Here is a 24,157-nt window from a genome sequence, read left to right on the forward strand (position 1 = left end):
ATTTTAAGTTAAAAAGTTTCAAGTTTCAGGTTTCAAGTTGTCAATAGGAATTTGAAACTTGAAACCTGAAGCCTGAAACAAAAACAAACAAAAAAAATGGCAAAACTACCAATAGATATAGAACAAATTATAGACGTTTTTGGACCACATAAAAATTATGCGCCTGTTGACGGTTATGAAGGTCGAGACGAGCCAGATGAGGTTGTAAAAACACACTGTTGTTTCTGTGGAATGCAATGTGGAATTCAACTATTAGTTAAAGAAAATAAAGTTGTAGGTTTTGAACCTTGGATGGAATTTCCTTTCAATGAAGGCCGTTTGTGTCCAAAAGGAGTACAGCGTTATTTGCAAAATAATCACCCCGACAGACTTCTTCATCCTGTGCAAAGAGTAGAAGGAAAAGGGTTTGAAAAAATTTCTTGGGATGATGCAATGGATAAAACGGTTTCTGAAATAAAAAGAATTCAGGAAAAATACGGAAAACATGCTTTCTCAATGTTATCAGGCGTTTCATTAACCAATGAAAAAAGTTATTTGGTTGGAAAATTTGCCCGCGTTGCTTTAAAAACAAGAAATTTAGATTACAACGGAAGACTTTGTATGGTAAGCGCTGGAGCTGGAAATAAAAAAGCGTTTGGTCTGGATCGAGCTTCAAACAATTATTCTGATTTAGAATATGCTGAAGTAATTATAGTAACTGGAGCCAATATTAGCGAGACTTTTCCAACTCTGACTCATTGGATTTGGAAAGCCAGAGATCGCGGTGCTAAGTTAATTGTAGTTGATCCAAGAATGATTCCTCTTGCTAGAACGGCTGATATTCACTTAGACGTTAGACCAGGAACCGATTCTGCTTTGTATGGTGCAATGTTGAAGTATTTGGTAGATCATGATTTGTTAGATCACGATTTTATAGATAATCATACATCAGGATTTCAAGAAACAATAGATGCCGTAAAAGATTATACTTTAGAGTGGGCAGAAGAAGTTACAGGAATTGATAAGAATAAAATTAAAGAGGCTGCCGAATTATGGGGAAAAGCCAAGACAAGTTTTTTACTTCACGCACGTGGAATAGAGCATCATTCAAAAGGTGTTGATAATGTTGTAGGCTGTATTAATTTGGTTCTTGCAACAGGAAGAATCGGAAAACCATATTGCGGTTACGGAACAATTACTGGACAAGGGAATGGTCAGGGTGGTAGAGAACATGGACACAAATGCGATCAATTGCCAGGAAATAGAGATATTGAAAATCCGGAACACCGTAAATATGTTTCTGAAGTCTGGGGTATCGATGAAAAAGATTTACCTCGAACAGGACTTACTGCCTATGAAATTATCGAAGCCATTCATCGAGATGAAATCAAAGGATTAATCTCGCTTTGTTTCAATCCGTTGGTTTCGCTGCCAAACAATAATTATGTACGTTCAGCTTTAGAAAAGTTAGAATTTTATGTTTGTATAGATTTCTTTTTAAATGAAACCGCAAGACATGCCGATATTGTTTTGGCAGGATCTTTACAGGAAGAAGAAGAAGGAACAACAACCTCTGCAGAGGGAAGAGTTATTCGTATTAGACAAGCGGTCACGCCTCCAGGTGAGGCAAGAACAGATACTTCGATTTTATTAGAAATTGCTAAGAGACTAGGTGAAGAGGATAAATTCACATACCATAATAGTGAAGAAATCTTTAATGAATTGAGGGTAGCGTCTAAAGGAGGAACTGCAGATTATTTCGGAATTACCTATAAAAAAGTCGAAGACAACATGGGCGTTTTCTGGCCATGTCCAACAGAAGATCATCCTGGAACTCCAAGATTATGGGAAGACAGAAAGTTTAAAACTCCAGATGGAAAAGCACATTTTAATCCAGCGCCATATAAACTTCCTGGTGAAGTAACAGATGAAAAATATCCAGTTATATTGACAACTGGACGTGTAGTTTCGCAATATTTGAGCGGTACGCAAACTCGAAGAATTGGAAAACTAGTTGATCAGTTTCCAGAACCAATGGTAGAAATTCATCCAGAAATGGCAATGAAATATAATATCAAACAACGCGAAATGGTTAAGGTTGTAACCAGAAGAGGTGAAGGAGTTTTTCCTGCCAATATTGTAGAAACAATTAGAAAAGACACTGTTTTTATTCCGTATCACTGGCCAGGTACAAAGTCAGCCAATCAATTGACACCTGGAACTTTAGATCCAATTTCAAAAATTCCGGAGTTTAAAGTTTGTGCCTGCCAATTATTTCCGATGGGAACAATTGCGCCGCCAGCAAAAGAATCTAAAGCTTATGCAAGTGTTTAATCTATATAAAAGCAATTTATGAACTTAACAAATTTTAATACAAGCGAAGAGTTTTTTGTAGATATGCAACGCTGTATAGGTTGTAAAGCCTGTGAAATGGCTTGCGCCGAATGTGAAACAAATGGACAGCAGACTTTAATTAGTGTTAATTATGTAGATAGAGCTTCGACAATTCAAACAACCGTTCAGGTTTGTATGCATTGCGAAGATCCTGTGTGCGCCAATGTTTGTCCAGCAGATGCAATTTCGCAAGATGAATTTGGCGTTGTACATTCTGCAAGCACAGAAAGATGTATTGGCTGTTCAAACTGCGTTATGGCTTGTCCATTTGGAGTTCCGAAAAAAGTCGAAGAATATGATTTGATGATGAAATGTACCATGTGTTATGACAGAACCAGTATTGGTAAAAAACCAATGTGTGCTACAGTTTGTCCAAGTGGTGCTTTATTTTACGGAACAAGAGAGCAAATTGAAGAAATGAGACCAAATACTACACCTATAAATAATTTTATTTTTGGTAAAGAAAAAGTAAAAACAAAGGTCAATATTATGATGCCAAAAGGCAGTACAGAATTACGAATTTATTAATTTTCGAGTCATGTCTAAAGAAGATAATCTAAATCAAAATTGGAAGAAAGATTTTCCAATAAAAAAACAAGAATCAACTCAAGTCAGTCGACGCGATTTTGCTAAATTTCTGACCTTTGTTTCTGGCGGATTGATGGTTGGTAGCGGTTTTGTTACTGCAAAAGCCTTTTTATTGCCGAAAGAAGAAGTTCAGGGAGAACATTTTATTTGTAATAAAGAAGATGTTCCCGTTGGCGGAACGAGAGGGTTTGTTTTAGAGGGCAGCACAATTCCTTATATTTTAATACATCTTGAAAGCGGAGAATTTAGAGCTTACGAGCAAAAATGTACGCATCTTTCGTGCTCTGTATTTTACAAACCAGGCACAGGAATTATACATTGTCCATGTCATGAAGGCTCATTTGATGCTTTTACAGGAGATGTAATTGCTGGTCCACCGCCAAGAGCTTTGCCACAGTTGGAAGTGGTTTTTAAAGAAAATGCGGTTTATGTTAAAGCATTGATTGAAAATGAAAAGAAAGAAAGCTAATTTAAATTTTGAATTATGAGTACATTTAGAAGAAGCCAAAACCGAGCAAATCCAAATAAGCTAAACAATATACTTTCGACACTTATTTTTATTTTGATCTTAAATGTAAGCATTCAGATTTGGCTTTTATATGCCTCTTTAAATAATGCTTTAGATAATAATAAAGAAATTTTAATACCTGCATTTATTGCATCTGTAATCCTTTTTCTTATCGGATTTTCGTGGCTATATTATCTTCCAAAAGGAAATTTTAAAAAGAAATAACTATTTCTTTTTAGGTTTAGCAGTTTTTTATAAAGCTATTTGAAGGAATTAGGTTAAATTTATATTTTAAAAAAATAATATACAGAGATTGTAACTAAGTAAAAATACTTATATTTGTAATAAGTATTTTTCGCTTTTAATATATATTAGTAATGATTGAAGTACAAGAAGCCTTAGAAATTGTAGCGGCTAACAGCTCTAATTTGTCAACGCAAAAGCTTGCAGTTAAAAAAGCACTTGGATATGTTTTAGCAGAAACAATTTATTCGCCAATTGCAATGCCTCCTTTTAGACAATCTGCAATGGATGGTTACGCTTTTATTCATTCAGAAAGACATCAGTTTGATATTGTTGGAATTTCGCAGGCTGGAGATCATGCTAATATCAAACTAAAAGAAAACGAAGCCATTCGAATTTTTACAGGAGCTTATGTTCCGGATAGTGCTGATACAGTAATCATGCAGGAACATGTAATGGCAAATGAAAATTCAATTTTAATTGCAAAAAAGCCAGAACCTTTTGCTAATATCAGAAACAAAGGCGAACAAATTAATATTGAAGAGGTCGTTTTTGAAGCTAATACAGTAATAACGCCGGCAGCCATCGGATTTTTAGCTTGTTTAGGTATTACAGAAATTACAGTTTATAAAAAACCTAAAGTAGCCATTTTAGTGACAGGAAACGAATTGGTGAAACCAGGTAAAAAACTTTCAAAAGGAAAAATTTATGAAAGTAATTCAGTAATGTTGGAGGCGGCACTTCAAACAATTGGGATTAATAAGATTAAAATTCATAGAGTTAAAGACAATTTAAAAGCTACAAAGAATGCTTTAAAATCAATTTTGGAAGAAAATGATGTTGTTTTAATTTCTGGCGGAATTTCAGTTGGAGATTACGATTTTGTTAAAGAAGCATTATTGAAAAATGGAGTTAAAGAGCTTTTTTATAAAATAAATCAAAAACCAGGAAAACCAATGTTTTTTGGGGCAAAAAAAGATACTTTGGTCTTTGCACTTCCGGGAAATCCGGCATCGTCGCTGACTAATTTTTACATCTACGTATTTCCTGCAATCCGAAACAGAATGGGATTTTCGAATACACATTTACCGAAAATTGTACGTAAATTAAATAGTTCAATAGAGAACAAAACGGGTAAAACACTTTTTCTAAAAGCCTTATACGACGAAAAGAATGTAACCATTCTAGAAGGACAAAGTTCAGCAATGCTTAATTCTTTTGCCATCGCTAATGGTTTGGTAATTGTGCCACAAGAGGTTGAAAATATAAAAAAAGGACAATTGGTTACAGTATTGCCGATTGATTAGACTTTTTTTGAAGATAGAGAATAGAGAATAGAGAATAGAGAATAGAGAATAGAGAATAGAGAATAGAGAATAGAGAATAGAGAATAGAGAATAGAGAATAGAGAATAGAGAATAGAGAATAGAGAATAGAATATAGAGGAAAGAGGAAAGAGGAAAGAGGAAAGAGGAAGGATTTTTTGGAAAACTATTGAAAGCACTGTGTAAATAAAAACATAACCATTATTTTCTAACATTAGAACACAAGCCAGAAACTTGAAACTTGAAACCTGAAACTTGAAACCTGAAACTTGAAACCAGAAACAAAATCAACCTGAAACAAAAAGAAACCATGGAAATATCAGTATTTATTCTTTGCGGAGGAAAAAGCACCAGAATGCAGTCAGAAAAAGGATTGGTTTTGTTTCAAAATAAGCCATTCATTGAGCATATTATTCAGGCAATTTTGCCAATAACAGATAACATCAAACTGATTACAGCATCAAAAGAATATGATTATCTGGAATATGAAAAAATTCCAGATTTGGTTTTAGATAAAGGTCCGATTGGCGGAATTTACACTGCCTTGTCACATTCTGAAACTGAATTTAATTTGATTTTAAGCTGTGATATTCCGTTAATTTCAACCGAATTATTACAGGAATTAATTTCAAAACATACCAAAGAAGCTTGTATTACGATTTTTGCTTCAGAAAGTAAAACACATCCGTTAATTGGTATTTATTCCAAAACTATTGTTCCGACAATCAAAGAAGCAATCGAATCTAACGAATTAAAAATGATGGATTTGCTGGCTAAATTACCACATCAAATCATCAATATAGAAGAAAGTGAAAACTTTCATTTAACCAATATTAATTCGGCTGACGAATTAAACGACCTGAATATCAATTTAACTTAAAAGACTATGCGAAATGTAAAAACACCAAAATTGACGATTGTAGGCGCAGGTCCAGGCGACGTTGAATTGATTACGCTAAAAGCAATTAAAGCTTTAGAAAGTGCCGATGTAGTTTTGTATGATGCTTTGGTAAACGAAGAATTATTGGAATATGCATCAAATGCTGAAATTGTTTTCGTAGGGAAACGTTTGGGTTGTCACGCGTATACACAAGATCAGATTAACGATTTGATTGTATCAATGGCGAATCTTCACGGTCATGTAGTGCGTTTAAAAGGAGGTGATTCTTTTGTTTTTGGTAGAGGAAGCGAAGAAATTGATTATGCGGTAAAATATGGTTTAGAAACGGCTGTTGTTCCTGGAATTTCGTCTGCTTTAGGCGTTCCAGCTACGGCAGGAATCAGTTTGACACAACGTAAAATTGCTGAAAGTTTTTGGGTTATTACAGGAACAACTTCCAATCATGAATTATCAAAAGATGTTCATTTGGCATCAAAATCTGCTGCTACGGTGGTTATTTTGATGGGAATGCATAAATTAGAGGAAATCATTTCAATCTATCAGGAAAACAGAAATGACGATCTTCCAATTGCCATTATTCAAAACGGTACTAAAAATTCAGAGCAAAAAGTGATTGGAACTATAAACACAATTACTAAATTGGTATCTGAAAAGAAAATTTCATCACCAGCGATTATTGTAATTGGTGAAGTGGTGAAAAATACATCAAAACTGACCGAATATTTTCAGGAACATTTTGATGATGAATTCATTTTTCAAAATTTAAATTTATAAAAATGATCGAGGTTAAATATTTTGGAGCCGTTGCTGAAAAAACAAAATGTGAATTCGAAAAACTATCTTTTTCAGAAGAATTATCATTGCAAAAACTATTGCAGAATTTAAACGAAAAATACGAGTTCGAATCACTGACTTTCAGCGTTGCGGTAAATCAGAAAATAATTTCAAAATCGGCAGATTATACTTTACAAACCAGCGATATTGTAGCTTTATTGCCGCCATTTGCGGGAGGTTAAAAAAAAATTATGAGCGGAACTTCACGATATAATAGACAAATCATACTTCCAGAAATTGGAGATGTTGGTCAGTACAAATTGCTGAAATCTAAAGTTTTGGTAATTGGCGCTGGAGGTTTGGCCGCTTCAATTCTGCCTTATTTAGCTGCTGCTGGAATCGGTGAAATCGGAATTGTTGATGATGATCTTATCGAAGTTTCAAATTTGCACAGACAAGTAATTTATAAAACTTCGGCTGTTGGAAAAGGAAAAGCAGCTGAAGCAAAAGCAATGATTTCAGAACTGAACCCGCAAATCAAAGTGAATGTTTTTGCAGAGAAATTATCTGGAAAAAATGCCATTTCGTTATTTGAAAAATATGATATTATTGTCGACGCAACAGATAATATTTCGATTAAATATTTGATAAATGATGCTTGTTTAGTGACAAATAAGCCAATGGTTTACGGATCTATTTTTAGATTTCAAGGACAAGTTTCGGTTTTCAATTATCAAAACGGACCAACTTACAGATGTTTATATCCTGATGAAAATTCGAATGCTGCAAGCTGTGAAGATGCGGGTGTAATTGGAGTTTCGGTTGGAATTATTGGAATGCTTCAAGCTAATGAAGTCATAAAAATGATTCTCGAAATTGGAGAAGTTCTAAGCGGAAAAATATTGGTGTATAATATTCTGAAAAACGAACAGCAGAAATATGATTTTGAAAGAGCTTCAAATGTTGAAATGATTAAAGAGGATTTCGAGAAGAAATACAAATTAATTGAAAATCAAATAGAAGAAATAAAATTTGAACATCTTTTGAATGAAATAGAAAACGATGCAGTTCTTTTTTTAGACGTTCGAAATGAAGATGAATTGCCAAAAATCAAATTGAAAAACAGTATTCAGATTCCGTTGATGAATTTGGATAATGAAATGAAAAAACTAGATTCTAATCAAAAGATTTATGTTTTCTGTCAATCAGGAATTAGAAGTAAAATAGCTGCTGAATTGCTCCAGAAAAATCAATTTAAAAATGTAAAAAGTATTGTTGGCGGTGCTTTAGCAATGAAACGATTATTAAAAGAAGAAAAGATATAGCCATAGCCACGAATTCACGAATTTTATTTTTTATAATCTATACGCAAAGTATTTGGATTAATTCGTGAAATGTTGAATTACACAAATGATTAAGTGATAATTCGTGAATTCGTGGCGGAAAAAAATATAAAAATGAGTAAAAATGTATTTGTAAAAGGACCGATTTCTCCAGAATTTATTGCAGAATCAATTGCTAAACACCAGTCCAAACACACAATTGGTGCGCACAATATTTTTCTAGGGCAAGTTCGCGCCGATGTCATTCACGATAATACCGTCGTAGCAATCGATTACTCGGCATATAAAGACATGGCGAATGAAGCTTTGTATGCAATTCGTGAAAAAGCCTTCGCTAAATTTGATTTAACCTGTATGCACATTTACCACAGTTTGGGCGTTGTAAAAGCAGGCGAAATCTGTTTGTTTGTATTTGTTTCGGCAACACGCCGCAAACAAGTTTATGAAGCGACAGAAGCCATCGTAAATTGGATCAAAACCGATGTGCCGATTTTTGGAAAAGAAATGTTTGAAAACGATACATTCACTTGGAAACAAAATACCTAAGAAATTAAAATGGTAGATATTACGCATAAAATAAGCACTTTAAGAGTCGCAACCGCAACCGCAATTGTAAAAGTCAGCAAACAAGAAACAATTGATGCGATTGTGAACAATTTAGTGCCAAAAGGAAACGTATTCGAAATGGCAAAAACAGCTGGATTGTTTGCGGTAAAAAACACGCATTTATCCATTCCAGATTGTCACCCACTTCCAATTGAATTTACTTTTGTAGAATACAATATTGAGGGTTTAGACATTCATGTTATTTTCAAAGTAAAAACAGTTTACAAAACAGGAGTTGAGGTCGAAGCTATGCACGGTGCATCAATTGTAGCATTGACAATGTACGATATGCTAAAACCAATTGATAAAGAAATCGAAATTTCGACTATTAAATTGATCAATAAAGAAGGCGGAAAATCGTCTTTCAAAAATAAATTCCCGAGTGTAATCAAAGCGGCAGTTTTCGTTTGTTCCGATTCTATTTTTGCAGGAGATAAAGAAGATCGTTCCGGAAAAACAATTGTAGAAAAATTGGATAATTATGGAGTTGAAACTTCTCATTATGAAATTATTCCGGACGAATTTGATATTATTCAGGAAAAAACGAAAACTTTTGCTCAAGAAAATCAGCTCGTAATTTTTACGGGAGGAACGGGTTTATCTCCGAGAGATGTTACGCCCGAAGCTTTAGAACCAATTTTAGAAAGCAGAATTCCAGGAATCGAAGAAGCCATTCGCAGTTACGGGCAGCAAAGAATGCCTTATGCAATGCTTTCTCGAAGCGTAGCAGGAACTCTAGGAAAAACGTTGGTTTTAGCGCTTCCAGGTTCAACAAACGGAGTAAGAGAATCGATGGACGCTGTATTTCCGCATGTAATGCACGTTTTTCATATTTTAAAAGGTAAAAATCATGACAGCCTCTAACACTATTTTGACGGATGGTTTTGGGCGCAAGCACAATTATTTGCGCATTTCGCTGCTGGAAAAATGCAACCTGCGTTGTACGTATTGCATGCCAGCGGATGGAATCGCTTTATCTCCAAAAGCCAATTTAATGACGGCCGAAGAGATTTTTGCTATTGCCGAGACTTTCGTAAAAAATGGTGTTGACAAAATACGATTAACAGGAGGCGAACCTTTATTGAGGAAAGATTTTCCAGAAATCGTTTCTAAATTATCACATCTCAATATTTCACTTTCTATAACAACAAATGGAATTTTAATTGATCGTCATATTGAGGTTTTAAAACAATTTAAGGTTAAAAAGATCAATCTGAGTTTAGATACTTTAGTTTCATCAAAATTTCATACTATAACGCTCAGAAATCAGTTTGAAAAAGTGGTTGATAATCTACATTTGCTTTTAAACAATGATTTTCAAGTAAAAGTAAACGTTGTTTTGATGAAAGGTTTTAATGATAACGAAATTATAGATTTTGTAAAACTGACGCAGTTTCTGCCAATTTCTGTTCGTTTCATCGAATTTATGCCCTTTGCAGGAAACGAGTGGGACAGAAGTAAAATGGTTTCGCAAAAAGAGATTTTAGATTTGGTAGAAAATAATTTTTCATCAGACGACATTTTAAAACTAGAAGACGAAAAAAACTTTACTTCAAGAAATTATAAAATAAAAGATTTTCAAGGCGATTTCGGAATCATCAGTTCGATAACCAATCCGTTTTGTGACAGCTGCAACCGCATCCGCTTGACGGCTGACGGAAAAATAAAAAATTGCCTTTTCTCCAATTCAGAAACCGATTTGCTAACTGCTTTTAGAAATGGCGAATCTATCACAGGTTTAATTTCAGAATCTATTCAGAGTAAAAAGAAAGTTAGAGCAGGAATGGCTAGCGTTTCAGAAATGGATGATCCTGCTAAACATTTTGATAATCGTAGTATGATTGCGATTGGAGGGTAGATTCTGTCTATAAAAGCCCTTCGACTTCGCTCAGGGTGACATAACGTTTGTCTGGCTGAGCGAAGTCGAAGCCTTTTCATGCAGTTTGTCATTGCGAGGAACGAAGCAACCTCACTAGCAATATCATAGCAAATGTGATTGCTTCGTTCCTCGCAATGACAAAAAAAGGTTCAACATTTACGTCAAACCTTTCGTTAATTATTTTTTCTTTTTAGCTTTTGCTTTCGCTTTCGCTTTTTTCAAAGCCTGAGCTTTCTTTTCAGCAGCTTTTTTAGCTTGAGCTTTCGCTTTTTCCTTTTTCGCTTTTTCTTTTTTCTTTTCGGCAGCTTTAAGTTTAGCGTTTTTAGCTTTTTCTAATTTTTTGATAACAGCTTTAATTGCTTTTTCTCTCTTCTTTTCTTTTTCTTTTTTGGCTTTCAGTTTAGCTTTAAGCTTTGATTTTATATCGTTTTTTTCTTTGCCAATTTTCTCAACAGTTACAACAGGTTTGTTTTCTGAAGCATCATCAGTTTTAATCTCCACAATTTCAGAAACAATAGGCTCTTTTTTTGCAGGTGTTGTGGTTGCTTTTTTTACAGTTGCTCGTGGTGTTGATTTTGATGCCGCTCTTACCGGAGTTTTTGCGGCAGTTTTTACAGTTGCGGCCGGAGCTTTTACTGGTGTTGATTTTGCTGTTGTTGTTCTCGCAGCTGTTGTTTTTGTTGGAGCAGCTTTTGTAGTAGTCGCTTTTGCAGCTGGAGCTTTTGTAGCGGTTCTAGTTGTTCTTTTTATTGTTGCTTTTGCTTCTGGCTGCACTTCTGTAGTGGTTTCTACGGCTGTTTCTGCTGGAACGTCAGTGTTGTTTACAGCAGGAGTACTTGGATTTCGTTTTATCATAACTGTATTTTTTTGTTGAGTAAAATAGCTTGAAACTAAGAAAGTTAATTAACATTAAAGTTGTAATGTTTTAGTGTTTATTCTTAGCTAAGCTAAATATACACATTTTTTTTTGAAATACATGAATGTTAGGCTTTTACCAAATACTTATTGTTTTACAAGTTCTAAAATCATAAAATTGCTTTTTGGCGCCTCGCATAAAGAACAGCAATAATCTTCTGGTAAGTTTTCAAATAAAACTCCCTTGGGAATTCCTTGTGTTTCGTCTCCGTATTCCGAATTATAAAGCGTTAGACATTCCTGACATTGGTAAATATCCAACTGTGGTTTTTCTTTTTTCTGCAGATTTTCAGTGGTTTCTGAAGCTGTGTTTCCAAGTTCCTCAAAATACTTTCGACTTAGTTCAATTAAAATTGTTGGAAGCTCCAGTTTGTCAATATCCTGCGAATGCACAATATATTCACGTGTATTCGGATCGAAATTTTTTGCAAACAATACATTATAAGTATCTCTGATTTTGATAGATTCTAAAGCTGCGGGCATTTCATTTTTTTCGATGACAATCGAAGTAAAATAGTGACCGTCACGGTTGTATTCTGAAATCCCGAAGTTTAATCCGTACGTACTAATGTCGAATTGGTCTAATGTTCGAACTAAAAACGTTTTTAGGTTCAAAGCCCATTCCATTGCAACGGGTAAATGCCAGTTTAACTCTAATAAAGAATGACGAACGTTGATGCCTCTTTTGCCTAGAAATTTTTCCCATTCCAGTTTTCGGTCTTTTGGAATTCCTTTTATAATGAAAGATTTCCAAGGCGTGATACAGATTTTTCCGATTTTGCATTCAAAACACAAATCGCACATTTCTTTCAAGAAATCCAAATCGTAAAGATTATTTCTCCAATATAATCCCAACCAATATTGATCGATTCCCATTCTGTTCATTCCTTCATAATATGGAAATGGATAAAACGGAATATTTAATGGTTTGTCGATTGTTCGGTTATTCGTATCCAAAGCTTCACTTACCAAGCTGAAAAGCAATTCGATATCTACAACATCTTCTTCCGCTATTTTTTCAATTTCATAATAAATTTTAGCCAAATCCCAAGTGTAAAGCAGAACAGGATATACTTCAATTTTTTCCCATTTTGGAAGACGAATGTATAAATACCAATAATCTTCATGCTCTGAAGCAATGAAATTTAAATGTCCTGTAAACAAAGGAACCAATTGTTGCTTCGGATCGGTTATGTTGACTTTTAGTTTTGGCTGTTCTTTAAACTCTTCTAAAACATATAAAAAACGGTTTCCGGTTAGCCAGTTGGTATTTCTGAAAATATCGGTCGAAACATAAGACGAAACGATATTATTACCGCTTTTTTGGTCTGGATAAACAAAATGATGTTTTCCTAAAGTGGTTTTATCCAAAGATTTAAACCCTTTCGGGAAAATGATATCCTGTCTGGAGCCAAAGGAAATAGAGTCCAGACCTTCGTCTAAAGCGATATTTACAACTTCTTGTAATTCTCCTGGCGAAATAACGCCTCCTTTTACTATTAATCTTGTTAACTCCATAGTTTTTATTTTGTTTCAAGTTTCAGGTTTCAGGTTTCTTTTGTTTCAAGTTTCAAGTTTCAGGTTTCAGGTTTCAGGTTTGTCAGGCTGAGCGGAGTCGAAGCCCGATTCCAATTGGGACGCCCTTCGACTTCGCTCAGGGTGACATTATGTTGTTTCAAGTTTCAGGTTTTACGTTCCAGCAACCTGAAACCTGAAACCTGAAACAAAAGAACCTATTTACACTTCGCCAATATCTCTTTTACTTCTGTTTTACAGCTTCCGCAGCCTAAACCTGCGCCTGTATTTTTACACAATTCAGTAAAATCGTTTACACCGCCTTTAATTGTTTCTTCGATGTTTCCGGCGCCTACTTGACTGCAGGAACAGACTAGTTTTCCTAATACCGGTTTTGCGTTTGAGCTCCCTCTTAAAAGCGTATTTCGTTTGTCTGATAATTCAATTTTGCTTTCGATCATGGTTTTGAATTCCGCAAATTCGTTTTTATCGCCCATTAAAATTGCACCAACTAAAAGATCATCTTTTACAATGCATTTTTTATAATAGCGTTTCTTCAAATCGGTAAAAACAATTTCTTCGTATGAATCGTCATTTTCTGGAATAGTTAAATCGCCAATACTGCAAAGGTTGATATCTTCCAATTTTAGGATATTCATTAAAATCGAACCTTTGTAATAACTGCTGATATCGCCTGCAAGGAAATTTGCTAGAATGTTTGCTTGTTCTTCGGCGGCAGAGGTGATTCCAAAAAGTTTACCGTTGAATTCAGCTATTTCTCCAATCGCAAAAATGTCCGGATTTGACGTCTGTAAATACTGATTTACTTTAACGCCGCGTCCGCATGCTAATCCGCTTTCGCGAGCAATTTCGATATTCGGAATGGTTCCAATAGTATAGACGATCGCATTTGCCGTAATGATTTTACCGCTTTTTAAAGCAATTTCAATTTCATTTGGATTATCAGTTTCAAAAACGGTACTGACTTCATTATCAAAATAAATCTGAATATCACGAAGCTGTACTTCTTCAGCCAATAACTTGCTTGAAATTCGGTCTAACTGGCGTTCCATCAAGCGAGAAGCGCGCTGAATAATTGTAGTTTTTACTTTTTTATGTTTTAAAGCGGCAGCCAATTCTAACCCGAGTAAACCACCGCCGATAATGACAACATGTTGTTCTTCTGGCGGAAGATTGGTGCTGTCTAAATGTTTCTTTAAACGATCGGCATCTTCTTTTCTTCTAACTGTAAAACGTCCAGGAAGATGAAGTTGCGCATTTTCTGGTACAAAAGGACGGCTTCCGGTTGCCATAATTAGCGAATCGAACGTATGCGTTTCGCCTTGACTATCGGTAATCGTTTTTAGTTTAGTATCTATTTTATCAATAGAAACTCCAGCTTTCATGGTAATTTTTAGCTTATTGAAAGTTTCGCCGTCTTTGACTTTTAAAAGCTGTTCCCAAGTGAATTCTCCAGTCATATATTCTGGAAGCAAAACGCGGTTGTAAAACGGATTTACTTCATTAGAAAAAACAATAATTTCATCGGTTGAATTGAATTCGCGATAGTTCTGAATAAATCGGAACGAAGCTGCACCCGCGCCAACAATTGCGATTTTTTGAAATGGCTTTACATATTTTTTAATCGAAACGGTTGTAAACTTAAAATCAGGTTCTTTTGAAACTGGATCGACAACGGTATTCGTTAAATTATTGGTTCTGTTTAAATCGTTTTCAAGCTGTTTTCCCCAATGCATTGGTAAGAAAAGCACTTTTTCTTTGATCGAATCGGTCACTTTTGCTTTTACGCGAACTTCTCCGTTTTTGCTTGAAACGACAACAATATCACCGTTTTTAATATCGTTTTTAAAAGCATCAATCGGATTTATTTCTAAAACCGGACTCGGAATATGCGTCAATAATCTTGAAACTTTACCAGTCTTGGTCATCGTATGCCATTGATCACGAATTCTTCCTGTGGTTAAAATAAAAGGAAACTCGTCATTGGGTTGAACCGATGTGTTTTCTATAGAAACAGGAAGATTAAAAATCGCTTTTCCAGATGGTGTATAGAATTTTTTATCTGTAAACAATCTTGGAGTTCCCGGATGATTATAATCTGGAACAGGCCATTGAAAAGTGCCTTCACTTTTTAAACGGTTATAATTTAAAAATGAAATATCAATATTAGTGTTTTTGGTAAGCGCACAATGTTCTTTGTAAACTTCTTCGGCACTGTTGAAATTGAATCCGTTGAAATTCATTTTTTTAGCAAAACGAATCAAAATTTCAATGTCTGGAAGTGCTTCTCCCGGCGGATTAATTCCTTTTGGAAGATAGGAAATACGACGTTCTGAATTGGTCATCGTTCCTTCTTTTTCCAGCCAGCCCGCTGCAGGCAATAATAAATCGGCAAATTTGGCTGTATCGGCATTATGCGAAATATCCTGAACTACGACGAATTTGGCATTTTGAAGTGCTTTTTCGGCTCTTCTGGAATCGGGCAAACTCACTAACGGATTGGTGCAGATAATCCAAACAGCTTTCATTTTTCCAGATTCTAAAGCTTCGAACATTTCTGTTGCGGTTAAACCCGGTTTATCTGAAATTTCGTCAACGCCCCAAAAGTCGGCAACTTCTTTACGATGTGTTGGGTTGGCAATGTCTTTGTGCGCGGCCAAAAGTGTCGCCATTCCTCCAACTTCGCGTCCGCCCATTGCGTTGGGTTGACCCGTTAATGAAAATGGCCCGGAACCTGGTTTTCCGACTTGTCCAGTCAATAAAGATAAATTCAGTAAAGCTGTATTTTTATCAACGCCAACGGCACTTTGGTTTAATCCCATTGCCCAAAGCGAAATAAAACCTTTGGCTTTTCCGATAATATCGGCAGCCAATTTAATATCGTTTACGGGAATTCCGCAAAGTTTTGAAGCTTTTTCAAGTGAAGTTCCTAAAACTAAATCTTTATATTGTTTGAAATTTTCTGCGTTGTTTTTGACGAAATCATGATCAACATAACCTTTTTCGATAATGCGTTTGGCGATTGCATGATATAAAATAATGTCTGAACCCGGAATAATCTGTAAATGTAAATCGGCGAAAGCAGCGGTATCTGTTCTTCTCGGATCGATGCAGATGATTTTAGTTTTCGGATTTTTTTCTTTGTGTTTTTCTAATCTTCTAAAAAGAATAGGGTGGCACCAAGCCGGATTTGCGCCTGTAATTAAAAAGGTGTCTGCCAATTCGATATCATCGTAAGCAATGGGTACAGAATCTTCTCCGAAAGTCTTTTTGTAACCCACAACCGCAGAACTCATGCAAAGTCTGGAATTGGTGTCGATATTATTGGTTTTCAAGAAGCCTTTTACGAGTTTGTTAACTAAGTAATATTCCTCTGTTAAACATTGTCCAGAAATGTAAAATCCAACACTGTCTGGTCCGTGTTTTTTTATGATAGAAGAAAAAACAGCAGCAGCGCGATCCAAAGCGGTATCCCAACTTACGCGTTCCAACGGATAATTTTTGCTTCCGCGCATTTCCGGATATAAAATTCTGTCTGAAGTATCGTTAACTACGTAGTGCAGGTTCATTCCTTTAGAGCAAAGCATTCCTTTGTTTACAGGATGATCTTTGTCGCCTTCGACCATTACACCATTTTTAGCATCGTTGGTCACGATTATACCACAGCCAACACCGCAGTAGGAACAGGTAGTTTTGATCTTAGTACTTTGCATCACATCTTAGTTTTAAATAAATCACTTACTTAACTTGAAACAAAAATAAGTATTTTTTAAGTATTAATACTTAATTTTTAATTTATTTTTTTACTTTTGATGAAAAGAAATGAGTAACAACAAATTAGTTTTTAATGTGCTAAAACTTAGAACTCATGAAAGAAGAACAAACTGTATGTTATTCCTGTACAAATGAAAATTGCTTTATCAAGAAACATTTGCATTTAGAACAAATGATAACTTATATTTCTAAAAAACAGAATATAACCTGCAAAAAATCGGATCCGTTTATTACCGAAGGGGCACCTTTGCAAGGACTTTATTTTATTTGTAAAGGAAAAGCCAAAACGGTTAAAACGGGAATTAATGGTCGTGAGCAAATTGTACGTTTAACTACAAATGGCGATATCATTGGTTTTCGCGGATTTGGAACGAGCAAGCGTTATTTAATTGGAGCTTATGCGCTTGAAGATACGGTTTTGTGTAATTTTAGTAACGAAACAATGCAGGAAATTTTACATCATATTCCTGAATTTACCTACGCTTTAATGTTGTTTTATGCCGAAGAATTGAACAAAAGCGAAAATAATATTCGAAAGATTGCTCACATGAATGTACGCGAACGTGTAATTGATTTGTTGCTTTATATTCATCGCAAATTCGGTCAAAGAAATGGTTTAATTGATATTGAGCTTTCGCGAAAGGAAATCGCAGACTTTGCTGGAACTACAGAAGAGCAGGCGATACGTATTTTATCAAGTTTGAAAAAAGAAGCTTTGATTAAAACGGAAGGAAAACGTGTTGGGATTTTAGAAGTTTCAGAATTACGATCTGAAATTATGGAGCATAAGTATTTTTGATTTGAGTTACAAAGTGACAAAGAGACAAAGTTACAAAGGCTTGTAGAGACGCACCGTAGTGCATCTCTGCGTTGTATTTTATTTTTTTCTTCCCACAAATCGAATTACAGAACCAGTTCCGTTGTGAAATAAACCTTCGTTGAGTTCGATTTCTTTTTCTTCTAATTTGATGATTTCATAATTATGAAAATCGGCTTTTATTTCTTCTATTGAAAATAAAGATTCAATGTCTTTTGGTCCGCCAACTTTTTCATTTTTGGTAACATATTCCAAATGCTTTTTACTGAAAGCTTCAAAAATTATAATTCCGCCTTTTCTTAAAAGTTGATTCAGCTGTTTGTGGATTTCAGATTTTATGACAGCTGGAAAATGTGCATAAATTAAAGCGATTGCATCAAATTGGTTTTCGTGAAAATCTAAAGTTTCCAATTCTCCAACTTGATAATCGATTGAAACATTATTGTTTTTTGCTAAAAGAAGCGCTTTGTTTCTACCTTCTTCACTAATATCAAAAGCGGAAACTTCCCAACCTAATGTCGAGGCAAAAACGGCATTTCTTCCTTCGCCTTCAGCAGGGAAAAGAATAGTTCCAGGTTTTAGTTTTTCTATTTGTTCTTTTAAATAATTGTTGGGTTCTTCGCCGTATGCAAATTCTTCGGTTTTGTAGCGGTCGTCCCATCTTTGAGTCCAGGTGTTGTTCATTTGGTTTATATATTGAATTTAATAATTAAAGGTTTATGATCACTATGCATTGTCCAATCTTGATAACTTCCAATTTCGACACTTTCTAAAGCCTCAATAAAATCATTTGAAGCAAAACAATAATCAAGATGATAAGGTTTGTTTTCATGGCGATATAGATACCAAGTTGGATGTTCTTCCTTGCCTTGAATTTGATCGAAGTATTTATGATATGCGCTGAAAATATTCTTTTCGGCCAATTTATTTACAACTGTAGTATGATTTCCTTCTCTTCGTGGTTTGTCCCAAATCGTGTTGCTGTTAAAATCTCCAATTAAGATGGTTTTGGTTTCTTGGATCAAATCTTCATAATAATTAATCGCTTTCCAGATTTGAGTTACATAAGCTCCGTCTTTGTCTGCGGGATTATTCGCCCATATCGCGAACATGGTAAAATCAACTTCTCCGCCAGTTACAACAATTGGAAGGATATTTTTGAAATCTGGATTATGGCATTCCAAAAGTTGAAATCGATATTCTCCAAAAGAAAAAACGCCAATTCCTTTATTCGGATTTGTGCCGTACCAAAGAATGTCTGAAGGTAATTTTGTGCCGTCAGAAAATTTGAGTTTTTCAGGACTTTCGCACTCAGAAATTACAACAATATCCGGATTAAAAGCTTGAAGATATTGAGCTTTTTTTCTGAATGCCATGTTGCAATTCCAAGCAATGATTTTCATTATTAATGATATTTTGTGATTTCTTAATCTGCACCTAAAAAAAATGTTTTTCCATCAATTACATTAACTTCAGCATAATTATGTTTTCCCATAACGACAAGCAATTTTTTAGACTTATAGCTAAAATATCTGATTTTTGGTTCGCCAACTTCTGGTTTTCCACAAATAGCTATAACATTAGTTTGCCATTGCAATTTCTTGTTTTTATATGCAGAAATGGTTTGGAGATCTTTTTCAACGTAGTAAATAATATTATTTTTTTCAATTCCTCTTTTTGGTGTTTCAGAAATATTTATTTCCAAATCTTTTGAAACTAATTTAGGGTCAAATGTTTGAGCAAAATTTATATGAGTTGAAAATAATGCTAAAATTATAAATTTGATGATTGGTTTCATATTAGAAGTAATTGAAATGCTATATCAAATATATCGATTTAAAACAAAAAAATACCTTTTCCCAAATATGAAAAAAGGTATCTATTATATATGATTTTAAATGTAGAATCTTAACCAACAAGTCTTGTTGTACCGCAATTGATATCAATTTCTGCAAAATGATGTTTTCCCATCACGATAAGCAATTTATCTGTATTGTAACCGATGTATCTTATTTCAGGATTTCCTTTTTGGGGATTTCCGCAAATAGAAATTACATTGGTTTGCCATTTCAGTTTCTTCCTTTTGTAGGCAGATATGGTTTGTAAATCATTTTCAACATAGTAGACAATGTTGTTTTTTTTGATTCCTCTTTTTTCTGTTTTTGCAAAATTTATTTCTGAGCCTTTAGAAATTAAAGCATCATTTAATTTTTGGGCAATACCAGATTGTGTCACCATGAAGGTTAACATGGATAATTTTAGAAATGGTTTCATTAGGATAGAATTTGGGGTTCATAATCGATTCAAATATAGACAATTAAATGATATGACAAACCTTTGTATGTTAAAAAAAAATTACCCTTTTCTAAAATCAGAAAAGGGTAATTTTAACAACTTAATTTTATAAAAAATTTATTTTTTCCAACTGAAAATTTTCGGATCAACAGAAATCATTAACCAAGCCCAGTTATTGGTATGGCTCGTATCACCACCTTTTACAAATTCCATTGTTTTAGATCCAAACATTTGAGAATAACCTCCCGTTACAGTTATGTTTTTCTTGAAATTATAACCAAAAGTGGCATCAATCTCAGTTCCTAAATACGAATCTAATTTTTTGTTTAGAGGAACATTGACTACATCAGCAGCAGTTAAAAATACATGCGGAATCAAAGCAAACTGCCATTTGTTTACATTGTAGTTTAATTTAATAAAAGCATCTTGCAAGCCATAGCTGTTGTTATAGTTTCCAACATAAAAATAGTCCATATAACCGTTAAATCCGTGGTTGGTTCCAAAAAGCGGATTGAAAGATTTGATTACCGTACTTCCATCATTTGAAGATTTTCCAGATAAAAATTCGTAACCTAAATCTATTTTAAAAGCGTTTGTTACGTTGTAGCCTAAATTGGCAGCGGCATTCCAAGCGCTTACTTGCTTGTCATTACTTTTTCCAGTTTGTCCGTAAAGCCAAAAACTAGTGTCTAATTTGTCTTTTTTGTAAGTAACATAAGGTCCAAAAGTTTGTTTGTAATTCACCAGAATTTTATTCTCTGGAGTATTTGGATTACGAGTAAATTCATAACCTGTATTCATTACTAAAAAGCTTGCACCTAAATTTTCGCTAAAATTTTTATGATACCACGCATATTGCATATTTTTATACATATTAGGTACCGTATAAGCAGTTTGAACAAGATTTTCGGCATCTGAGTTGTATGCGCCTCCAAAATCTAATTTTTGAGTTTCATCATGATAAGACACCGTTAATGCATCGTGGCTTTGTCCTTGCTGTGCCCAATCCAATCCTCCAAGAATACGTTGATTGTCATAAGAAAGCACTTGACGCCCCATTCTTGTGCTCCATTTTTCTGTAAAATTATATTGTGCCCAAGCTTCGAAAACTGCTACTCCGTTTTTATCGGCAGGAGCTATAGTTGATACGTCGCCCCAAGTTCTTGTGTTTTGTAAAGTCAGTTTTACAATAAAATCCTCTTGTTTGTAATTAATACTTAAACGGGAACGTTGTGAAATCTGCGATGTTCCTTCTTGACCATAATTCAGCGGTTGTTTGAATCCGTTTCTATATTCAAAACGAGGCCTGATTTGTAGATTTACATCTAATTCTTGGGCTTGGATTTCGAAACTTAATCCTAGAATAAGTATTAAAATTAGTTTAAGTTTTTTCATAAAATTATTTGATTTATTTTAGGGTAAATTTATAGGAAAAAGCCGTCATTTATTATGATTTAAATCATGTTTCTAATTTTTTTTTAATATAGTATTAATATGCTGGTTCCAATTTTGCTTTGCTAACTTTAATTTGTTTTTCTTTAGAAAACTGTGTTATAGTGTAATGCATCCAAACTAAGCAAACAATAGAGAAGATTAAAATAAAAATCCACGAACTTGACCAAATTCCGGTTGCTGTTAATAAATATCCGAAGATAATTGGCCCAAAGAAACCGCCTAAACCGCCAATCATTCCGACCATTCCGCCTACAACACCAACTTCTGTTGGGAAATATTCTGGAATGTGTTTGTAAACAGCTGCTTTTCCGATTCCCCAAGAAATTCCGATTAAAATTACTAAAATTAGAAATACATACATATTGGCATCAAATTTAATTACAGTAACACCTTTAGCGATAAGTTCTTTTTTAGCAACGTTTTGATTGTGTGCTACCACGACATCTTGCCAGCTTGAAGTTGTTGGAAAGATCGCATTTTCAGCTGTAGCTGTATTTGTTTTTTGTGCAATAGCATATTCTTTATCACCCACTTTTACAGTTTTATCACTGATTTCATTTACGACACCTTTTTTAGCAGCCAAAATTCCAGGGCCAGAAGTAGTAATTTCCATTTTAGGAATTGATAATAAAGCACTCAAAATTACAGATGATCCTAAAACCCAGTACATCACTTTTCTAGCGCCGAATTTATCAGACAAATAGCCTCCAAAAGCTCTGATTACACCAGAAGGCAAACTAAACATTGTGGCAAATAAACCTCCCATAACCAAACTGGTTTGATACACATTCATGAAGTTTGGCAATAACCATTGAGAATAGGCTACAAAACATCCGAATACTAAGAAATAGTAAGCTCCAAATCGCCAAACTCTTTGTGATTTTAAAGGTGTAAGCATTTGTGAAATAGTTTTTCCGCTGCTTTCTATTTTTTTGTTTTGAGCGAAAACTAAAAAGGCGACACCAATTACCACTAATGAAATAGCATAAATAACTGGTAGCACTTTCCAGCCGTTTTGCGGATCATCAATTGAAAAATGATTTAACAGAGAAGGTGCAAGGAAAGTTGTAATTGCTGCGCCAGCATTACCCATTCCGAAGATTCCCAGCGCACGCCCTTGCCATTCTTTTGGATACCAGATTGAAGTATAACCAATACCAACGGCAAAACTAGTTCCGACCATTCCGAATAAAAAGCTTAGTAAAGCAAACATTCCGAAACTGTCAGCGTAGGGAAGGAGAAATAAAGGAATCGAACAGAGGAGTAATAAAAGAGAAAAAACATATTTTCCGCCAAATTTATCAGTCAAGATTCCGATTGGCAAACGCATGATGGATCCTGTTAAAATTGGAATACCTAAAAGCCATCCAACTTGAATAACATCCCAATGGAAAATTCCGTTATCGACTAAAAAGGTTACGAGAACCCCGTTTAATGTCCAGCAGGCAAAACACACTGTAAAGGCCAATGTGTTCAAAAATAAAATTTTGTGTGATTGCGATAGTGAGTTTGTATTTTTCATAGCACTTATATTTTTATGTAAAAATAAGTACTATAACTTAGTTAAAACCTGCTAAAACGCAGTTTTTGAAAAATAATTACGTATTTATACGTATTTTTAAATTAAAGAATACTCAGCGGCTTTATTAGAAAGTTCCATTAGGTTTTTCACTTTCAGCTTTTTCATTAAGTTGAAGCGGTGTACTTCGGCAGTTCGCTTGCTAATGTCTAAAGCTTCGGCGATTTCTTTGTTTCCTTTTCCTGATAATAAAAGAGTAAGTATTTCTTTTTCTCTTTTGGTAATCATCATTTCTTCGCCCAATGTTTGTTTAGGTTCTAATGATGTAGAAGAATTTGTCAATTGACTTATTAAGATGGAAGAAATATCACCGCTGAAATATTTTCCTCCAGCAGAAACACTATGCAATGCTTTTAAGAATTCTTCTTTTGAAGAACCTTTTAGCAAATAACCATCAGCTCCAGCTTTTATAGATTTCAATACATATTCTTCCGATTCGTGCATCGAAAGCATGATGATTTTTACGTTATTATTCTCGCTTCTAAGTTTTTCTACTACCTCAATACCAGTTAAATTAGGCATACGAATATCTACTATAAGTAAGTCTGGTTTTGTTGACGCTACAACTTCAAGTGCATCTGCACCATCAATTGCTTCACCCACAACCTCAATGTTTGCTTCGTTTTCCAGTAAAGATTTGATTCCGTCTCTAACAAAAACATGGTCATCTGCCAATACTACACGAATGATATTGCTCATAGTTTACTTAATTTAGATTCTAGATTTTTACGTATATTCATCTATAAAGAAGACGCTAATATACGTACTTTTTTAAAAATAAATTCCATTTTTTTTAAATTACAAAGACCAAGATTAAAAAATCATTAGAATTTTAGACGATAAATTCCAAAAAGGAAATTGCTTCGCCAGTTCGCTGACGCTCGTGTCCGAATTCCAAAGTGTTGTTGCGTTTAACTTTGACAAAGTTTTTACCGTTTAGTTTGTCATCTCGACGAAGGAGAGATCTCCACGAGTAGCTCTACAAAGATCATCGATTTAGATTGCGGAGTTTCTTGCCAAGATTCTTCGTTCCTCAGAATGACAAGATTGAGGTGAGTTGTGTGTTTAACTTTGTCAAAGTTTTTACAGTCTAGTTTGTCATCTCGACGAAGGAGAGATCGCACACGGGATTCTACAAAGATTGTCGATTTAGATTGCGGAGTTTCTTGCGGAGATCTCTCCTTCGTCGAGATGACAAAAATGAGGTAAATGCTGAGATGTAATTAGATAATTAGTTGATGTGTCA

The 24,157-nt window shown here is 34.5% G+C and carries 23 protein-coding genes; 13 read left to right on the plus strand and 10 right to left on the minus strand.

Annotated elements, in window-relative coordinates; genetic code table 11:
• Positions 1–96 precede the first annotated feature (96 nt).
• From K6T82_RS02120 to moaA, 12 genes are all read left to right on the plus strand, one after another.
• Complete coding sequence (locus tag K6T82_RS02120) at positions 97–2,313, plus strand: molybdopterin oxidoreductase family protein (protein ID WP_223704362.1); 2,217 nt, start codon at positions 97–99, stop codon at positions 2,311–2,313.
• A gap of 18 nt (positions 2,314–2,331) precedes the next feature.
• Positions 2,332–2,901 carry a 4Fe-4S dicluster domain-containing protein gene (locus tag K6T82_RS02125; protein WP_223704363.1) on the plus strand — a complete coding sequence of 190 codons (570 nt, stop codon included), beginning with the start codon at positions 2,332–2,334 and terminating at the stop codon, positions 2,899–2,901.
• Between the two features lie 10 nt (positions 2,902–2,911).
• On the plus strand, positions 2,912–3,430 hold the full coding sequence (locus K6T82_RS02130; RefSeq protein ID WP_223704364.1) for a QcrA and Rieske domain-containing protein: 519 nt from the start codon (positions 2,912–2,914) through the stop codon (positions 3,428–3,430).
• A gap of 15 nt (positions 3,431–3,445) precedes the next feature.
• Positions 3,446–3,694: a DUF6755 family protein gene (locus tag K6T82_RS02135; RefSeq protein ID WP_223704365.1), complete on the plus strand. Its 249-nt coding sequence runs from the start codon at positions 3,446–3,448 to the stop codon at positions 3,692–3,694.
• A gap of 152 nt (positions 3,695–3,846) precedes the next feature.
• Entirely contained in the window at positions 3,847–5,019 is a 1,173-nt protein-coding gene (locus K6T82_RS02140; RefSeq protein ID WP_223704366.1) for a molybdopterin molybdotransferase MoeA, read from the plus strand.
• 328 nt (positions 5,020–5,347) lie between these two features.
• The gene (locus K6T82_RS02145) at positions 5,348–5,917 is read left to right on the plus strand and encodes a molybdenum cofactor guanylyltransferase (RefSeq protein ID WP_223704367.1); all 570 of its coding nucleotides are present in this window, start codon (positions 5,348–5,350) and stop codon (positions 5,915–5,917) included.
• 6 nt (positions 5,918–5,923) lie between these two features.
• Positions 5,924–6,712 (plus strand): uroporphyrinogen-III C-methyltransferase, encoded by a 789-nt coding sequence (gene cobA / locus K6T82_RS02150; RefSeq protein WP_223704368.1) that lies wholly within the window; start codon positions 5,924–5,926, stop codon positions 6,710–6,712.
• A gap of 2 nt (positions 6,713–6,714) precedes the next feature.
• On the plus strand, positions 6,715–6,954 hold the full coding sequence (locus K6T82_RS02155; protein ID WP_223704369.1) for a MoaD/ThiS family protein: 240 nt from the start codon (positions 6,715–6,717) through the stop codon (positions 6,952–6,954).
• A 9-nt stretch (positions 6,955–6,963) separates the two neighbouring features.
• Complete coding sequence (locus K6T82_RS02160) at positions 6,964–8,037, plus strand: HesA/MoeB/ThiF family protein (RefSeq protein WP_223704370.1); 1,074 nt, start codon at positions 6,964–6,966, stop codon at positions 8,035–8,037.
• 132 nt (positions 8,038–8,169) lie between these two features.
• Positions 8,170–8,601, plus strand: coding sequence for a molybdenum cofactor biosynthesis protein MoaE (locus K6T82_RS02165; protein WP_223704371.1), 432 nt, complete (start codon positions 8,170–8,172; stop codon positions 8,599–8,601).
• A 9-nt stretch (positions 8,602–8,610) separates the two neighbouring features.
• Positions 8,611–9,525 carry a bifunctional molybdenum cofactor biosynthesis protein MoaC/MoaB gene (gene moaCB / locus K6T82_RS02170; protein ID WP_223704372.1) on the plus strand — a complete coding sequence of 305 codons (915 nt, stop codon included), beginning with the start codon at positions 8,611–8,613 and terminating at the stop codon, positions 9,523–9,525.
• The gene (gene moaA / locus K6T82_RS02175) at positions 9,512–10,519 is read left to right on the plus strand and encodes a GTP 3',8-cyclase MoaA (protein ID WP_223704373.1); all 1,008 of its coding nucleotides are present in this window, start codon (positions 9,512–9,514) and stop codon (positions 10,517–10,519) included. Before moaCB ends, moaA begins: the two co-directional genes overlap by 14 nt.
• Positions 10,520–10,717: 198 nt before the next feature.
• Here moaA and K6T82_RS02180 read toward each other — a convergent pair whose 3' ends face one another.
• The 3 genes from K6T82_RS02180 to K6T82_RS02190 form a co-directional block, all read right to left on the minus strand.
• Complete coding sequence (locus K6T82_RS02180; protein WP_223704374.1) at positions 10,718–11,395, minus strand: hypothetical protein; 678 nt, start codon at positions 11,393–11,395, stop codon at positions 10,718–10,720.
• A 147-nt stretch (positions 11,396–11,542) separates the two neighbouring features.
• Positions 11,543–12,973 (minus strand): rubredoxin, encoded by a 1,431-nt coding sequence (locus tag K6T82_RS02185; protein WP_223704375.1) that lies wholly within the window; start codon positions 12,971–12,973, stop codon positions 11,543–11,545.
• A gap of 215 nt (positions 12,974–13,188) precedes the next feature.
• Positions 13,189–16,704: a nitrate reductase gene (locus tag K6T82_RS02190; RefSeq protein ID WP_223704376.1), complete on the minus strand. Its 3,516-nt coding sequence runs from the start codon at positions 16,702–16,704 to the stop codon at positions 13,189–13,191.
• Positions 16,705–16,859: 155 nt separating this feature from the next.
• Between K6T82_RS02190 and K6T82_RS02195 the strand changes: the two genes are divergently transcribed.
• The gene (locus K6T82_RS02195; RefSeq protein WP_223704377.1) at positions 16,860–17,564 is read left to right on the plus strand and encodes a Crp/Fnr family transcriptional regulator; all 705 of its coding nucleotides are present in this window, start codon (positions 16,860–16,862) and stop codon (positions 17,562–17,564) included.
• A gap of 78 nt (positions 17,565–17,642) precedes the next feature.
• Here the strand turns inward: K6T82_RS02195 and K6T82_RS02200 are convergent, their stop codons facing one another.
• The 7 genes from K6T82_RS02200 to K6T82_RS02230 form a co-directional block, all read right to left on the minus strand.
• Complete coding sequence (locus K6T82_RS02200) at positions 17,643–18,266, minus strand: class I SAM-dependent methyltransferase (protein WP_223704378.1); 624 nt, start codon at positions 18,264–18,266, stop codon at positions 17,643–17,645.
• 5 nt (positions 18,267–18,271) lie between these two features.
• On the minus strand, positions 18,272–18,985 hold the full coding sequence (locus K6T82_RS02205; RefSeq protein ID WP_223704379.1) for an exonuclease/endonuclease/phosphatase family protein: 714 nt from the start codon (positions 18,983–18,985) through the stop codon (positions 18,272–18,274).
• A 23-nt stretch (positions 18,986–19,008) separates the two neighbouring features.
• Complete coding sequence (locus K6T82_RS02210) at positions 19,009–19,380, minus strand: hypothetical protein (protein ID WP_223704380.1); 372 nt, start codon at positions 19,378–19,380, stop codon at positions 19,009–19,011.
• Positions 19,381–19,490: 110 nt separating this feature from the next.
• The gene (locus K6T82_RS02215; protein WP_223704381.1) at positions 19,491–19,856 is read right to left on the minus strand and encodes a hypothetical protein; all 366 of its coding nucleotides are present in this window, start codon (positions 19,854–19,856) and stop codon (positions 19,491–19,493) included.
• Between the two features lie 138 nt (positions 19,857–19,994).
• Positions 19,995–21,272: an alginate export family protein gene (locus tag K6T82_RS02220; protein WP_223704382.1), complete on the minus strand. Its 1,278-nt coding sequence runs from the start codon at positions 21,270–21,272 to the stop codon at positions 19,995–19,997.
• A 94-nt stretch (positions 21,273–21,366) separates the two neighbouring features.
• Complete coding sequence (locus K6T82_RS02225) at positions 21,367–22,854, minus strand: MFS transporter (RefSeq protein ID WP_223704383.1); 1,488 nt, start codon at positions 22,852–22,854, stop codon at positions 21,367–21,369.
• Positions 22,855–22,950: 96 nt separating this feature from the next.
• A complete protein-coding gene (locus K6T82_RS02230) occupies positions 22,951–23,610 on the minus strand; it encodes a response regulator transcription factor (protein WP_223704384.1) in 660 nt (219 codons plus the stop codon).
• Positions 23,611–24,157 lie beyond the last annotated feature (547 nt).

The organism is Flavobacterium potami, from assembly GCF_020026915.1.
GTDB classification, from domain to species: Bacteria; Bacteroidota; Bacteroidia; order Flavobacteriales; family Flavobacteriaceae; genus Flavobacterium; species Flavobacterium potami.

Bases quoted from the DNA above. Each gene is read 5' to 3' on its own strand.
- K6T82_RS02120 (WP_223704362.1), top strand. From the start codon at position 97: ATGGCAAAACTACCAATAGATATAGAACAAATTATAGACGTTTTTGGA.
- K6T82_RS02125 (WP_223704363.1), top strand. From the start codon at position 2,332: ATGAACTTAACAAATTTTAATACAAGCGAAGAGTTTTTTGTAGATATG.
- K6T82_RS02130 (WP_223704364.1), top strand. From the start codon at position 2,912: ATGTCTAAAGAAGATAATCTAAATCAAAATTGGAAGAAAGATTTTCCA.
- K6T82_RS02135 (WP_223704365.1), top strand. From the start codon at position 3,446: ATGAGTACATTTAGAAGAAGCCAAAACCGAGCAAATCCAAATAAGCTA.
- K6T82_RS02140 (WP_223704366.1), top strand. From the start codon at position 3,847: ATGATTGAAGTACAAGAAGCCTTAGAAATTGTAGCGGCTAACAGCTCT.
- K6T82_RS02145 (WP_223704367.1), top strand. From the start codon at position 5,348: ATGGAAATATCAGTATTTATTCTTTGCGGAGGAAAAAGCACCAGAATG.
- cobA (WP_223704368.1), top strand. From the start codon at position 5,924: ATGCGAAATGTAAAAACACCAAAATTGACGATTGTAGGCGCAGGTCCA.
- K6T82_RS02155 (WP_223704369.1), top strand. From the start codon at position 6,715: ATGATCGAGGTTAAATATTTTGGAGCCGTTGCTGAAAAAACAAAATGT.
- K6T82_RS02160 (WP_223704370.1), top strand. From the start codon at position 6,964: ATGAGCGGAACTTCACGATATAATAGACAAATCATACTTCCAGAAATT.
- K6T82_RS02165 (WP_223704371.1), top strand. From the start codon at position 8,170: ATGAGTAAAAATGTATTTGTAAAAGGACCGATTTCTCCAGAATTTATT.
- moaCB (WP_223704372.1), top strand. From the start codon at position 8,611: ATGGTAGATATTACGCATAAAATAAGCACTTTAAGAGTCGCAACCGCA.
- moaA (WP_223704373.1), top strand. From the start codon at position 9,512: ATGACAGCCTCTAACACTATTTTGACGGATGGTTTTGGGCGCAAGCAC.
- K6T82_RS02180 (WP_223704374.1), bottom strand. From the start codon at position 11,395: ATGATAAAACGAAATCCAAGTACTCCTGCTGTAAACAACACTGACGTT.
- K6T82_RS02185 (WP_223704375.1), bottom strand. From the start codon at position 12,973: ATGGAGTTAACAAGATTAATAGTAAAAGGAGGCGTTATTTCGCCAGGA.
- K6T82_RS02190 (WP_223704376.1), bottom strand. From the start codon at position 16,704: ATGCAAAGTACTAAGATCAAAACTACCTGTTCCTACTGCGGTGTTGGC.
- K6T82_RS02195 (WP_223704377.1), top strand. From the start codon at position 16,860: ATGAAAGAAGAACAAACTGTATGTTATTCCTGTACAAATGAAAATTGC.
- K6T82_RS02200 (WP_223704378.1), bottom strand. From the start codon at position 18,266: ATGAACAACACCTGGACTCAAAGATGGGACGACCGCTACAAAACCGAA.
- K6T82_RS02205 (WP_223704379.1), bottom strand. From the start codon at position 18,985: ATGAAAATCATTGCTTGGAATTGCAACATGGCATTCAGAAAAAAAGCT.
- K6T82_RS02210 (WP_223704380.1), bottom strand. From the start codon at position 19,380: ATGAAACCAATCATCAAATTTATAATTTTAGCATTATTTTCAACTCAT.
- K6T82_RS02215 (WP_223704381.1), bottom strand. From the start codon at position 19,856: ATGAAACCATTTCTAAAATTATCCATGTTAACCTTCATGGTGACACAA.
- K6T82_RS02220 (WP_223704382.1), bottom strand. From the start codon at position 21,272: ATGAAAAAACTTAAACTAATTTTAATACTTATTCTAGGATTAAGTTTC.
- K6T82_RS02225 (WP_223704383.1), bottom strand. From the start codon at position 22,854: ATGAAAAATACAAACTCACTATCGCAATCACACAAAATTTTATTTTTG.
- K6T82_RS02230 (WP_223704384.1), bottom strand. From the start codon at position 23,610: ATGAGCAATATCATTCGTGTAGTATTGGCAGATGACCATGTTTTTGTT.